Origin of the sequence: Myxococcus qinghaiensis, assembly GCF_024198215.1 — a bacterium.
GTDB lineage: Bacteria > Myxococcota > Myxococcia > Myxococcales > Myxococcaceae > Myxococcus > Myxococcus qinghaiensis.
Genome location: NZ_JAKCFA010000019.1, coordinates 119328 through 132540 on the forward strand (window position 1 = coordinate 119328; position 13213 = coordinate 132540).

At 69.6% G+C, this 13213-nt stretch carries 11 protein-coding genes; 5 read left to right on the forward strand and 6 right to left on the reverse strand.

Annotation, left to right across the window (positions count from 1 at the left end):
- Window positions 1-69 precede the first annotated feature (69 nt).
- Together LZ199_RS31380 and LZ199_RS31385 are read right to left on the reverse strand one after the other, a co-directional pair.
- Complete coding sequence (locus LZ199_RS31380) at window positions 70-1422, reverse strand: hypothetical protein (RefSeq protein ID WP_253997434.1); 1353 nt, start codon at window positions 1420-1422, stop codon at window positions 70-72.
- Between the two features lie 35 nt (window positions 1423-1457).
- On the reverse strand, window positions 1458-2486 hold the full coding sequence (locus tag LZ199_RS31385) for a hypothetical protein (RefSeq protein ID WP_253997435.1): 1029 nt from the start codon (window positions 2484-2486) through the stop codon (window positions 1458-1460).
- Between the two features lie 296 nt (window positions 2487-2782).
- Between LZ199_RS31385 and nfi the strand changes: the two genes are divergently transcribed.
- The 3 genes from nfi (at window position 2783) to LZ199_RS31400 (ending at window position 6621) form a co-directional block, all read left to right on the forward strand.
- Window positions 2783-3484, forward strand: a complete 702-nt coding sequence (gene nfi, locus LZ199_RS31390; RefSeq protein WP_253997436.1) for a deoxyribonuclease V — start codon at window positions 2783-2785, stop codon at window positions 3482-3484.
- 192 nt (window positions 3485-3676) lie between these two features.
- The gene (locus LZ199_RS31395; RefSeq protein WP_253997437.1) at window positions 3677-6019 is read left to right on the forward strand and encodes a GMC family oxidoreductase N-terminal domain-containing protein; all 2343 of its coding nucleotides are present in this window, start codon (window positions 3677-3679) and stop codon (window positions 6017-6019) included.
- A gap of 104 nt (window positions 6020-6123) precedes the next feature.
- Window positions 6124-6621 carry a DUF2267 domain-containing protein gene (locus LZ199_RS31400; RefSeq protein WP_253997438.1) on the forward strand — a complete coding sequence of 166 codons (498 nt, stop codon included), beginning with the start codon at window positions 6124-6126 and terminating at the stop codon, window positions 6619-6621.
- Between the two features lie 8 nt (window positions 6622-6629).
- Here the strand turns inward: LZ199_RS31400 and LZ199_RS31405 are convergent, their stop codons facing one another.
- The 4 genes from LZ199_RS31405 to LZ199_RS31420 all read right to left on the reverse strand — a co-directional run bounded on the left by LZ199_RS31405 (window position 6630) and on the right by LZ199_RS31420 (window position 10853).
- Window positions 6630-7001: a hypothetical protein gene (locus tag LZ199_RS31405; protein WP_253997439.1), complete on the reverse strand. Its 372-nt coding sequence runs from the start codon at window positions 6999-7001 to the stop codon at window positions 6630-6632.
- Window positions 7002-7020: 19 nt separating this feature from the next.
- Window positions 7021-8040, reverse strand: a complete 1020-nt coding sequence (locus LZ199_RS31410) for a hypothetical protein (RefSeq protein WP_253997440.1) — start codon at window positions 8038-8040, stop codon at window positions 7021-7023.
- A gap of 29 nt (window positions 8041-8069) precedes the next feature.
- A complete protein-coding gene (locus LZ199_RS31415; protein ID WP_253997441.1) occupies window positions 8070-9836 on the reverse strand; it encodes a vWA domain-containing protein in 1767 nt (588 codons plus the stop codon).
- Between the two features lie 309 nt (window positions 9837-10145).
- On the reverse strand, window positions 10146-10853 hold the full coding sequence (locus LZ199_RS31420) for a metallophosphoesterase (protein ID WP_253997442.1): 708 nt from the start codon (window positions 10851-10853) through the stop codon (window positions 10146-10148).
- Window positions 10854-11286: 433 nt separating this feature from the next.
- On the opposite strand from LZ199_RS31420, the gene LZ199_RS31425 reads away from it, so the two are divergent.
- Window positions 11287-11958: an RNA polymerase sigma factor gene (locus LZ199_RS31425; RefSeq protein ID WP_253997443.1), complete on the forward strand. Its 672-nt coding sequence runs from the start codon at window positions 11287-11289 to the stop codon at window positions 11956-11958.
- A 46-nt stretch (window positions 11959-12004) separates the two neighbouring features.
- Window positions 12005-13192 (forward strand): hypothetical protein, encoded by a 1188-nt coding sequence (locus LZ199_RS31430; RefSeq protein ID WP_253997444.1) that lies wholly within the window; start codon window positions 12005-12007, stop codon window positions 13190-13192.
- Window positions 13193-13213: the final 21 nt, after the last annotated feature.

Consider the following 13213-nt stretch of genomic DNA (forward strand, 5'->3'; position numbering starts at 1 on the left):
CCTCGTGTCGCGCTCACCGGTCGCCCGTCCGGAGGGAGTGGTCGCTCCCGCCAGGTGGACGGCGGAGGCTCACGGCGTGTCGCGCTGGACCTTGAGGTCCTTGAAGTGCCCCTCCCGCTCCAGGCGCCAGAGGTCCTCGTCCGTGACGAAGGGCTGGCCGAGCAGCTCGCGCGCCCGCTTCACCTTCGCGAGCAGCAGCGGGTCCGTCACGGCCGTGCTGTTCTCCCGGGTGGGGCGGGGTGGGGGCCGCATCACGGAGAAGGTTCCGCGCGCGGGGTGTCCGTCCACGGTGGTGCCTTCCAGCAGGTAGGTGATTTGCCTCACGTCCGCCTCGGCCCGCGTGTCCAATGTGACGGAGACGTCCACGCCCCGGCCTGCAGGGAGAGAGTCCACGCCCAGGCTCACCTCTTCGGTGTCCTCGGGCAGGGGCGGGGCATCGGCCTCCGGCGCTCGCGCTCGCAGCGCGGTGACACGCTCCAGTTTCACCGCGCCCTTCCACCGGTGGGACAGGCGGAAGGTCTGCCGGACCACGCCCTCTGCGTCCTCCTCCGGGAAGCGCGGTGTGCCCGCCGCGAGCACGGTGACGACGCCCTTCTTGTCGAAGTTCTCGAACGTGTTGTCGAGGAGCTGGAGCGAGGAGCGGCCCGTCACCTTCTTGCCCGTGGCGTCGAACACGTCCACCCGCACCAGGTGCTGGACGTACATGGAGGGAGGCTGGGTGACGTCAGGGCTCAGGGTCTGCGTCACCATGGGCGTGCTCGTCGTCACCGTGTGTTTGTCGTCGAAGGTCCAGACGAACCGCACGGGGCTGAAGGGCGCCCGTGCAGCGGTGTCCTGGCGAGGCGGCTCCAGGATGCGAGCGAGGAACTCGAAGTCCTCCTCGGTGTTGGGGGCTCGCCTGGAGAAGACCTCGACGACGCGCTCGGGCTCGCAGTCCTTCACGGTGTAGCGGGGCACCTGCACGGTGGTGGCGACGTTGTCCTTGCCGAACACCGTCACGGTGGGCAGCTCGTATGTCCCATCCGGCTCACGCCAGACGCGCAGGGGAACGCGCATGCCGATGCCCGCGCCGACGGTGGTGTGGAGATACGCGTCATTGCCGTCGGGTGAATGGGCCCGGACGCTGATGAGGTTGTCTTCGCCGGAGCAGACCTCCCGCTTCTCCACCGTCACGCTGTCGATGATGGGGGCGGGAGGACGCTTCGGGGCGGGGCGAACAGTCCTGTCCATCGCCGTGGGCAGGATGGGGGCAGTGCGCGCGGGCGCCGCTGGAGGGCGTGGGTCCGCCACGGCGAGCGGCGTGGCTTCGGGAGGCGCGGGGGACTCCAGGGAGAGGAACCCGCCGGCCACCAGCGCCGCGATTCCGAGACCGAGCATGAGGGTGAGGCGTCGGCGCCACCAGGGCGGTTCCGAGGGATTCATCCGAGGGCTCCTGTCGATTCAGCGGAAAGGGGGGCTCACTGCCAGCAGCCGTAGACGTTGCCGCCGGAGTTCCACTGGAGCTGGTGCGAGTAGTCGCTGGCCCACAGCGTGGTGTTGGAGGGGTGTACGCTCCAGCCACCGATGCGGTCCGGGCTGATGGAGGTCGCGGTGGTGGCGGGGTTGTCGCGCACGCCCTTCCAGATGCCGCTGGTGCTCACGTCACAGCGATTGGCGGACATGCAGTTGGCCACCTGGTTGCCGGCGTTGGTGCACACGTTCGAGAAGGGACAGATGACGGTCAGCGCGGCTTTCTCGAACCATCCGAGCGACGACTTGCACTGGCCATGCACGCCCCAGTGGATGGTGTTGGCCGCGTTGGCGACGACTTCGTGCGGATAGGTGTGCGTGGTGACAACGCCCCTGCCCGCGTAGTTGTGGGCATAGGCGAGAAAGCTGGAGCACATCATGCCGTTGTTGGCCGCGTTGCCGGGAATCTGGTGCGTCGACTCCACGTCCCTGTACTGGAACAACGAATACGGCACGCGCGCCCCGTTCCACAGAGGTCGGTCGATGAGCTGGCTGCCGTCGGAGCGGGACACATCGCTGACATAGGGGTGGTTGAACCAGAGGCTGTCCGCGATGCGCGCCGCGCCCACCGCGTCTCCCAATTGCCACGCGGTCCAGTCCGGCCCGTGGCCATTCGCGTCGTAGAGATAATGATAGATGCCGCCCTGATTGATCTGCTCCAGCCCCGGGTAGCCGTTCTGGAGTTGGCCGGCCTTGAGCGGTGTTCCGCAGACGGTGGGCAACGAGTGCTGGTCCGGGTCCTTCATGGTGGCGTGGGTGACGCCTCCCGTCGCGCCATGCGAGAGCATGGAGTGCGTGCGGAACTCGCCAATGGCGTCAATCACATTGCGGATGGGGCCGTCATCACTCCGACTGAACACCACCGCGCCGTTGGGGGCGTTCCAGCCCGCGGCGGTGTAGCCGCACTCGGACGCGGCGGCGGGGAGGGTGGTTCCCAGCGCGGATAGGGCCAGACAGCCTGCGAGGACTCGACGCATCAGATACTCCCGGACATGCGACGCTCCCGTGGGCCGGCCCCTCTGGTGTCCCAGGCGTGGCTCGGGGGAGGTCCGTGGGAGCGGCTTCACCGATGCCTGGGAGCGAGCACGGTAGGCACGGTGCCTCGGCATTCCAGGCCGGACCCGGAGGGCAGTATTGGAGAGGACCCGTGGTCGGCCCGCCGGGGCGGTGTAGACGTTGGATGGTCCACGGAGGCCCGCTCGCGAGTGTCGTGATGGGTTGCCGAGTCCGTGCGGGTTCACAGACTGGAGACGCACGAGGAGGTGGACCCCGCATGGAGCTTCAGCCGGAGATGCATCGTTGGAATGTCTCGCCGACGGAGGCGGTGGCGCTGCAGCGTCAGCTCAAGGACCGGGTGGTGCTCCAGCCTCCGCCGGGCCTGCGGGTGGAGCGCATCGCGGGCGCGGATGTGTCCACGGAGAAGGGGAAGGACACGGGCTTCGGAGGCATCGTGGTGCTGGATGCGGCCACGCTCGCACCGGTGGCTCAGTCGGGTTCGGCGGTGACTCTCGGGTTTCCGTACGTGCCGGGCCTGTTGTCCTTCCGGGAGCTGCCCGTGGTGGCGGTCGCCTGGGAGCGGCTCACGGTGCGGCCCGACGTGCTCATCTTCGACGGGCATGGCATCGCGCATCCGCGCAGGTTGGGCATCGCCAGCCATGGCGGTTTGCTGTTCGGTATCCCCTCCATCGGCTGTGGCAAGTCCCTGTTGGTGGGGACACACGGCAAGCTGGGCGAGGAGCGGGGCGCGACGTCACCCATCACCCACAGGGGAGAGGTGGTGGGGATGGCGGTCCGCACGCGCAAGGCGGTGCAGCCCGTGTATGTGTCACCAGGCCACCTCATGGACCTGCCCACGGCGGTGGAGTTGGTCCTGCGGGCGAGTCCGAAGTACCGAGAGCCGGAGACCACGCGACAGGCGCACCGACTGGTGAACGCGCTCAGGCGCGCGGACGGCGAGGCGGCCGAGCTGGAGTGAGGCCCCCCGTGGATTTGACCGCGGGCCCGTCCCCCTCTATGTCCGAAGTCCTCATGACGGGGTCGTGGTCCGGGCGCCAGACTGCTCGGGCGGACGTCGCCCCGGCCGCCTTCGCGGGAAGCAGTGCCAGGGCGTTGGCACCGTACTCCGGGGGTGGTGAAGCGAGGGCGGGGGTCGCCATTGGGAGTGCCGATGCGGAGGCTGTCAGCACGGTGGAGTGAGTTGGAGTCCCATTACTCCGTGGTCGTCATCGGGTCGGGCTATGGCGGCGCCATCACCGCCAGCCGGCTCGCGCGAGCAGGGCGTCAGGTATGCGTCCTGGAGCGGGGCCGGGAGCTGCAACCGGGCGACTACCCACGCACGGAGGCGGACTTCGCCAAGGAGTTCCAGATACACCTGGAGGCCGAGAGCGGCGTGGACCTGGGACGCTCCACGGCCCTCTTCGAATTGCACCGCGGTGGAGACGTGGCCGTCGTGACGGGCTGTGGCCTGGGCGGCACGTCGCTCATCAACGCGGGCGTCACGCTGCGGCCGGACCCGCGCGTGTTCCAGGACGCACGCTGGCCGGAGGCGCTCCGCGAGGATGTGCCCGGCCGCCTCGAGGATGGGTTCACCTGGGCCGAGCGCATGTTGCGTCCCACGCCCTATCCGGAGTCCTCGCCGCCCCTGGCTTCACTTGAAGCGATGGAGCGCGCCGCACGCCACCTGGGTGGCACCTTCCGGCGTCCGCCCCTGGCCGTCTCCTTCGCGGGTGGCGTGAATGAAGCGGGCGTGCGTCAGGGCGCCTGCTCGCTATGCGGTGACTGCCTCACCGGGTGCAATCAGGGCGCGAAGAACTCCGTGCTGATGAACTACCTGCCGGATGCGCACCGCCACGGCGCGAAGCTCTTCACCGAGGTGGGCGTGCGCTACCTGGCGCGCGATGGCGCACGCTGGCGCATCTACTACCGGCCGATGAACAGCGGCCGTGAGCGCTTCGAGGCGCCGGACCTCTGGGTGACGGCGGACATGGTCGTCCTCGCGGCGGGCACCATGGGCACGGCGGAAATCCTGCTGCGCTCCCAGGCCCTGGGGCTGCCGCTGTCGCGGATGCTGGGCCAGCGCTTCAGCGCCAACGGCGATGTGATGGCGTTCGGCTACAACACGGATGTCCCCATCAACGGCGTGGGCCATGGCACCCACCCGGTGGAGGGCCGCGAGCCCGTGGGCCCCACCATCAGCGGCATCATCGACGAGCGCGGGACGTCCCGGCAGGAGGACGGCATGGTCATCGAGAACGGCGCCATGCCGGGCGCGTTCGGAAGGCCGATGCTGGGTCTGCTCGCGGCCGCGGCGGCGGTGGCCGGGGACGACACGGACGAGGGGTTGAGGGACAAGCTGGAGGAACTGGCGCGAGTGGCGGAAAGCGCGGTGCGCGGGCCGTACCACGGGGCCATGCGCAACACGCAGACCTTCCTCGTCATGTCCCACGACGCAGGCACCGGTGAGCTGCGGCTGGAGGGCGACAGGGTGCGGGTGAGCTGGCCTGACGTGGGCACGCAGCCGGAGCTGGAGCGGGTGGACCGGCGACTGCGCGAGGCCACCGCGGCCCTGGGGGGGACTTTCGTTCGCAACCCGCTGTGGAATCGGCTCACCGGCCATGAGGTCCTCTGCACGCATCCGCTCGGTGGCTGCGTCATGGCCGAGGACGCCAGCGCGGGGGTCGTGGACCACGAGGGACGTGTCTTCTCCCGCGAGGCAGGCACCGAGGTGCACGACGGGCTCTATGTCAGCGACGGCTCGGTGATTCCGAGACCGCTGGGGACCAATCCCCTGTTCACCCTCTCCGCCGTGGCCGAGCGCTGTGTCGCGCTGATGGCGAAGCGGCACGGGTGGAACATCGACTACACGCCCGCGACGGAGGAACTGGAGGCGGGAGCTGGGGCGCCGGTGGGCGTGCGCTTCACCGAGACGATGTACGGCTCCATCTCGGGCGCGGTGGATGAGAACGCGCTCGTCGCGGGAGACCCGAAGCGCATCGATGCGACCCACCTGCGCTTCGTCCTCACGGTGGAGACGGATGACCTGGAGCGCACGCTGGAGGACCCGCTGCATCCCCTGGGCCTCTCTGGCGTGGTGGAGGCCTTGTCGTTGTCCCCTCGGCCCCTCACGGTGGAGCGAGGTGAACTCCACCTGATGACCCGCGAAGCGGCGCGACCGGGCGGGCGGCGGATGCACTACCAGCTTCCCCTGGTGGCGGAGTCGGGCGAGCGCTTCTTCCTCGACGGCTACAAGGACGTCCACGACGACGCGGGCTTCGACCTCTGGGTGGACACCACGCGGCTGCTCGTGTCCGTGCATCGAGGGAGTGACGCCTCGGGGCCCTGCATCGCGCGAGGGCTGCTGCGGTTGAACGCGAAGGACTTCGCCGTGCAGCTCTCCACGCTGCGCGTGCCGAGCGCTCGGGATACGCAGCGACGGTTGTCGGCGCTGCTGCGCTTCGGGCGGTTCTTCTTTGGCGCGCTGTACGACACCTACGTGCGAAAAGCCGCGTAGCGGGCGGGGAGGCGGCGGCCCGTCCTCCGTGCAGGTCGAGTGGTGCTCCTCCCGGGCGCCGTGGGCAACCTGATGCCCACGAAGGCACATCGGGAGGACAGGTCATGGCGGACAAGCGGGAGCAAGAGGGCCGGCGGGCTTCACCAGAAGGCGCGCGCGGCGAGCTGCCCATCGAGGCCCGGCGTGCCCGGCGAAGCGCCGCGCACGCGAGCCAGACCTACCGGGCCTTCATCAAGCACCTGTGCGAGCGCGGTGGCATGTCGCCCGCAGTGGCGGAGCAGGCCGCCGTGTCGGTGCTCTGCGCGGTGGAGCAGCGCATCAACAGCGAAGAGACAGAGGACCTGGAGGCGCAGCTCCCCACCAAACTGACGGAGCTGCTGCACCGGTGCGAGCGCCACGAGGACGAGCTGCCGGGCGGCTTCGGACGTGAGGAACTGCTCAAGCGTGTGGGAGAGGACCTGGCGCTCAACCCGGACGCTGTGGCGCCCGTGGTTCGCGCGGTCCTCAACGCCGTGAGAGATCAAATCAGCGAAGGCGAAGCCGAGGACGTCATGGACCAGCTCCCCGAGGACCTCAAGGAGCTGTGGCGTCACCCGAGCTGAGCGGAGCCCTACGCGCGAGCCATGGGCGAGTGAGTCATTCCCGAGACTTCGCGCAGGGGCTCGGCCCACCAGGGCTCGTCGGAGACCCAGACGTCGCGGCCCTCGACGCGGGCGACCATGCCGCCGGGGGCCACGACGGAGAAGCGCGGTGCGCGACCGAGCGCCTCCGTCAACGCCGCCATCGTCGTCTCATCCTCGGTGGAGAAGCCGAGCGGGCCCTCGGGGTGGCTGTGCGCCACCTCCACCAGCTCATGACGCCAGTACCAGATGGCCTCCCACCGCGTGCGGGAGTCAGGCAACAGGGCGGGACTGTCGGAGGTCTCGCACCACAGCACCTCCTCGTCCTGACCGATGAGCAGACACACCTCTTGCATCGACATGACTCCTCCTCTCCGCACGTCACCCGTGCCGGGTGATGACCAGGACGTCCGTCTCGATGGCCTCGCGGATGACCGAGGGCAGGCTCTCCAGCGTCACCTCGCTGTCCGCGCCCGCCAGACACACGCCCGCGTCCAACACCTGGAGCGTGCCCGCATCGACGACGGAGATGAAGCGCTCCCCCATGAAGGCGAACGTCACCTCCAGTTGATTTCCCGCCATCCTTCGATGGTTCAGCAACCGCGCCCCCGCGCCCTGGATCGCGACCTCCGCGCGCGAGTGGTCGCCCACCGGCGCCCCCCGCCCATGTCGAGCCCCCGCGCCGTCAAGGTGGCGCCGAGCCCTCTCCGCGAGCTCCATGGCACGTGCCCGCGCTGCCTCCGCTGTCTGCGCCGCCTGTGCCTGCACGCTCGCCGCGAGCAGCCTCGCCGCGTGCGCGCGCTGATGGGCCTCTCGCTCCGCCACCAGGTCCCGCAGACAGGACTCCGCCTCGGCCCGGCCCTGCTCGGCCACCCGCAGCACCCGGCCTCGCGTCTCCGCTGGTGCGAAGCGGATGCCCAGCGTCCGCGACGCCGACCCCAAGAGTGCGTAGCCATAGGCCGCCCGCAGCGGCGCGCTCACGCCCTTCACGGTGGAGAGTGGCTGCCCCTCCTCCAAGGCACGGCGTGCCTGGTCCTCGGCCTCGCCCTCGAAGTCCACCCCGTCGAACAGCAGCGAGCCGTCATGCCAGCGCCGGGCACTCACGGGCGCGAGCACGGCGGGCTCTTCCTCCGGCATCAACTCCAGAGGCTCGGCCACCGCGCCCTCGCGCACCAGCCGCGAGCCCCAGATGTGGCCGCGCACGCGCGGCAGCCTGTCCAGCCCTTCTGGACTGGCCGGCTCGCGCGCCGTGGCCTCCCGCCCCTTCACCTCGAAGCGCCACCACCCCGGGGCCACGGGGGAGGTGACACGGAGGCGGCGCGAAGCGGTGTCCACGGTGCCGCCGCCCAGATACGGCAGCACCGCCGACTCCACCTTCCCGAGGAACTTCCGGTAGTCCACGCCGCCTCCTTGTCACCATGACTTCAGGTTCACGCCACCTTCAACAGCGGCGTGCGCATCACCCGCTCCACCCAGCCGGACTGGCTGGCACCGGGCTGCGTCGGCGCATCCAGCAGCGCCTTGAGCACCCGGGGGACCTGGTACGGGTCCGCGAACTGGTCCACGTTCACCTCGCTGAAGGGCACCTTCATGAAGCTCGAGCACGTGCGGACCGTGTTGCCACGGGCCCCCGCCACGCTCACCAGCAACGCCAGCGCCGCCACCGTGTAGCCGCAGTCGCGGAACGCCCGGGCGAACTGGTCGCCCGCCTCGCCTGCCTCGTCACCCACCACGATGACCACCAGCTTTGCCCCCTCCGGCACCTTCACGCCGTCGCGGTGCAGGGCGTGCACCCCGGCCGCGTGAGTCGTGCCACCCGACGCCTTGAGCCGCTCGAGCATGTGCTGCACCGCCGTGCGGTTGGCGGCCTTCGGCTTGAGGACGGTGCCCATCGTGTCGAACGCCGCGATGTGCAGCTTCTCCACCGGGAAGCCCGCGAGGATGCGCGCCAGCGCCTCCTTCGAGTTCTCGATGGCGCCCTCCATGGAGCCCGACTTGTCGATGAGGAACATCACCCTCACGTCGGTCTCCGACGTCGCCTCCGCCACCGCCTGTCGTGCCGCGTTGTCGCTCGCCTCCTCCAGCTTCTGGCGCAGCACGTCGCTGCGCACGTTCTTCGCGATGTTCAGCGCGCGCTGGTCCGTCGCCGTCTGGACGGCCAGCTCCCAGCGCCCGCGCACGGAGGGCTCCGCCAACAGCCCCAGCTCCTCGAGCGTCGGCGTCATCAGGCGCAGGTCACGGTCCGATAACGAAGGCAGCAGCGCCGCCATGATGGCCGGAGTCATGCCCAGGTCCTTCGGCAGCCGGCCCACCACCTCCTTGTAGGAGAGGCGCTCCAGTTCGATCCACTCGCAGATCTCCGCCTCCGACAACCCGTCGAAGCGCTGGCTCTTGACCAACGTCAGCCCGCTCAGGCCCACCGTGCGGTGCCCGCCCTCGGCCTGCTTCTGCTTCCAGCCGAGCACCTCGAAGAAGCCCTGCGCGCGCGGCTTGTACCCCGCCTTGCGCGCCAGCTTCTTCAGCGTCTCCTTGTAGCCCGCCTTCACCAGGCCCTGGAGCATCGGCAGGTTGGCCTCACGCGCCGCCAGCCACCGGGACGCCACGCGCTTCCAGCGGCCCATGGGCGCCTTGCGGGACGCAGGGTCACCGAAGCCCGCCTCGCGGTTGAGGCGCGCGATGTCCGGCAGCTCGAGCAGCTCCGCCACTCGCAGCACCGCCTTGGGCGTGAGCATGCGCGTGGACTTGCGCTCGTAGTGCAGCACCATGGCCTCGCCGATGGCCCGCCAGTCGTCGTCGTGGAACGCCACCTTCCCGTCCTCGCCGACCACGGGCTGGCCCGCGTGCTCCTGCACCAGCATGAGCGCGCACGTGGCCACCTTCAGGTCACGCCAGTCCGTCTGCGTCAGCGCGTACGACGCGAAGTGCGCCATCAGCTCCGAGTTGAGCCGGTGGATTTCCAGGAGCTGCCGGTAGAGCTTCACCGCCGCCGGCACGAAGAGGCCCGCCTTCACCGGCTTGCCCACCGCGCGCTGCGCAGGCGTGGCGTGCGCCGCGGCCACCCACGTGCCGCCCACGTCCAGTCCCGGCCGGTTGTGCCACAGGTGCGCGGAGCCACTGAGCACCAAATCCAACAGGCGCTCGGCGGGGCCACGCTGCGTCTCGGGCAGCAGCGGGGTGTTCTGCGTCGTGGTCGTCATGGGGTGCCACCTTTCGGGACGTGCGGCGGGTCAGGCGCGGGGCGGACCCCAGGCGCCCAGGGGCGTGAGGGGAGTGCACCGCGCGTGGAACGCACGGGGGCCTTTCGTGCTCAAGGCACGGCCACCCGCGCGAAGCTGGGATGAGAGGGAAAGAGAGGGTGCGCCCGAGTGACGAGGCCTGTGTTGCTGGATTGAGTGTCCAGTGTTCTGCCAGTTGAACTACGAGGCCTGACGGCCTCGGCGGGACTCGAACCCGCACCTCTCAGGCGTGTCTGGCCCCGTCGGCCGGGCGCGAAATGTTGTCGGTGCTCAGGAGAAGACGGACACGTCGCCGTGGATGGGGAAGCGCGCCACGTCCTTGCCAGCCCGCGAGGATTGCCGGGACGGCACGGAGACAATCTCCCACGTGGGCAGCACCACCGCCGTCAGTGAGCGGCCATACACGCAGCCGGTGTCGATACCCACCGCGTGCTCGGTGACGAGCGGTTGGTCGAACACGGTGTGTCCGAAGATGACCCGCTCCGGCCCCTTCCAGTGATGGGTCCAGAACGTCCAGCCCTCCGGTGCCTTGGACGGCCAGTAGCTCTTCTTGCCGGGCGGCTGGATGCACTGGGCATGCAGCAGGTGGTAGGGGTCCTGCTTCTCGACGGGAAGGTCGGGCAGCATGCCGGCGTGCACGACGAGGGCGTTGTGCTCGGGCAGGCGGATGTAGTGGGGCAGCCCCGCCATCCAGTCGTAGTGCGTGGCGTCGAGGGCCTGGCGCGTCGCCAGGTGGTCCGGCAGCAGGCGGTCAGCCGCGCGGTGGCGCTGCTGGAGGTGCTTCTCCTCGTGGTTGCCGAGGATGGCCTCGTGCCGCATCGCCAGCTCCACGCAATCGCGGGGCTTGGGGCCCCGGTCCACCAGGTCACCCGCGAAGATGACGCGGTCGCTGGCCGTGGCCCCCACCTTGGCGAGCAGCTCCAGGGCCTCGTCGTGGCAGCCATGGAGGTCTCCGATGACGATGGTGCGGGGGGACATGATGCGGTTCCTTCAAAAGAGAGGGTGAGCGCCCGAGTCGAGAGGCCGGTGGGCTGATTTTCGAGTTCAGTGCCGGACCGCCCGGCGTCATCCACCCGGAGGTGGGTGCGTGGAGTCGAACCACTGCGTGTAGGGCCTCTCGGGCCGGGCGCTCGAAAGCGATGCGGCCAGGGACGCGACCTTCCCTGGTTCCTGACGGGGGAAAATTCCCGCTCCCCCGCCCGCATTTCCTGGGGGATAGTTTGTCAGGAAATCGGCGCGTCGAGGGTCGGGCCTCCTCGGGTGCTCCGTCTGTCCGGTCGTCCGGGTAGCCGGGGTCCCCTGCTCCACTCGGAGGCTGCCTGCGGATGCCAACGTGGTACCTTGCCGCGCCACATCCCTGTAACCCCATCTCCCGGGGTGGTTCTCCGGGCACAGCCCTCAGGTCCTTCCGGTGTTCGAGCAGCTCACGGATGACGAATTGTTCGCGGAGGTGGTCCGCCGCCGCGCCACGGGCGAGCCCATTGGAGGCCCGCTCGGTACGTTGGTCCAGCGATGGAACCGGCCTGCCCGGTACGTCATCAGCAAGATTCAGGCGAGCTACGGCCGTGGGTCCCCAGCGGACTCGGACGAGCTCTTCCAGGACGCGGTCGGCAAGTTCCTCGACCGCGGGTTGGATCAGTTCCGTGGCATCTCCCAGCAGATGCCGGGCCGGAGCGCGTCTCCCAAGACGTTCTTCCTGCGCATCGTCAAGCACGTCGCCATCGACTTCTACCGGCGGCACCGCGAGGAGCTCGCGGCGCCTCCGTCGGACCCCGATGACGCCATGGAAGAGTCTCCGTCGGAGCGGTCTCGCGCCGTGGAGCTGGGCCGGAGGACCGAGGAGCGCGCGGACGCCCAGGAGCTGTACTGGGCCGCGTTCGCCCGGCTCCAGCAGGAGCACCCCAAGGAAGCCTCGGCATGGGAGCTGTATCACCACGAGGACGTGGAGGATCACGAGGAATGCGCACGTCGGCTGAACATCACCGTGGTCAACTCCTACAAGCGCGTCAGCCGCGCCCAGGCCTACTTGAAGCTCTACCTGCTGGATCTCCAGCGAGAGTCGCCACGAGGGGAGGAAGCGTGAGCCTCCTTCCCGGACACACCCCGGGGTATTCAGGAGGAATGAAGTCATGAAGACCGATGCCATGTCTCGCTACGCCGCCCGTCGTTCTGTTCTCACCGCCGGGTCCACCTCACCAGGAGTCGTCCTCGAGGCCGCTGGGGACTTTCTGCGGAGGGCGACCCGGTTGGGGGCGGAAGGTGTGGAGGCCGCCCTTCGAGGTCTCGGTCGACCAGGGGTGGAGACCTGGCTCCAGGCGCAGAAACCGCAGGCGCTCCAGCCCGTGCTGTTGAGGGCCGCGGAAGAAGCGATGGAGGTGGCGCTGGACGGGGGTGACGAGGCGGAGGTGTGGCGGGCCTCGGCGCTGGAGGGACTTGCCGCTCGGGACAGGGCCGCCTCCGCCGCATTTGCGCTGGCCGCCTGGGAGGGTCTCCACGGTGCCTTGGATGGCGAGGCCGCTCGAAATCGAGACCGCTATCTGGAGTCGCTCGGGAGCCTGGATTCGTCGCTTCGTCCCAGAGCCCGTTGGTTCATCCCCCTCAACCCGCAGCGCCGCCAGGAGTTGGAGTTGCTCGACTCCGCGGAGCAGGACAAGGCCTGGTGGTTTGGTTCCCGGGCCAGCTGCGATGACCTGGTGGCCACCTGGACAGGCGGGCCCCAAGCACCCACTCCCCACATCCAGGGCTGTGTCGATTGCCGCGCGGATATCGCGGATGCAGCGCCCGTGGACGCGCCCCCGCGTCGCCACCTCACGCAAGATGACCTCTGGCGCTTCGACATGGGGATGATGTCCGCCGACGAGCGCGAGCGCATGGACGCGCATACGGCCCGCTGTGGCGAATGCGCCCAGGCAGTGCTGGCCCTGGGCGAGGGCGACGACGCGATTGAAGAGGCCCTGGAGCTGGAAGAGGGGGACGGGACGATGGCCCGCGCCGCGCGCTCTTCGCGTGAGCCGGCCTCTCAGCGTCCCTCCGCGGCGCGCCACCCGGAGCACCGGGAGGTGCTGGAGGAGCGGCGGGAGTTTCGAGTGGTGCTGGTTCGCGAGCGTCAGCGCGTCCGGCTGTTGGTGCAGCCCCTGACGGGCCGGACGGTGACGGCGGCGGTGTTCCTCAGTCCCGGCCGTCCCTCGCTCAAGCCCACGTCCGGGCCCGAGGGCCTGGCGTTCGACTTGTCCACGGCGTCTTCCACCGGCGCGCGCTCCGCCCACCTCACGGTGCAGGCTGGCGGCGAGACGCTGGAGCGGGACTTCGCCTTCTGACTTCGCGGGACGGGGCCCTCG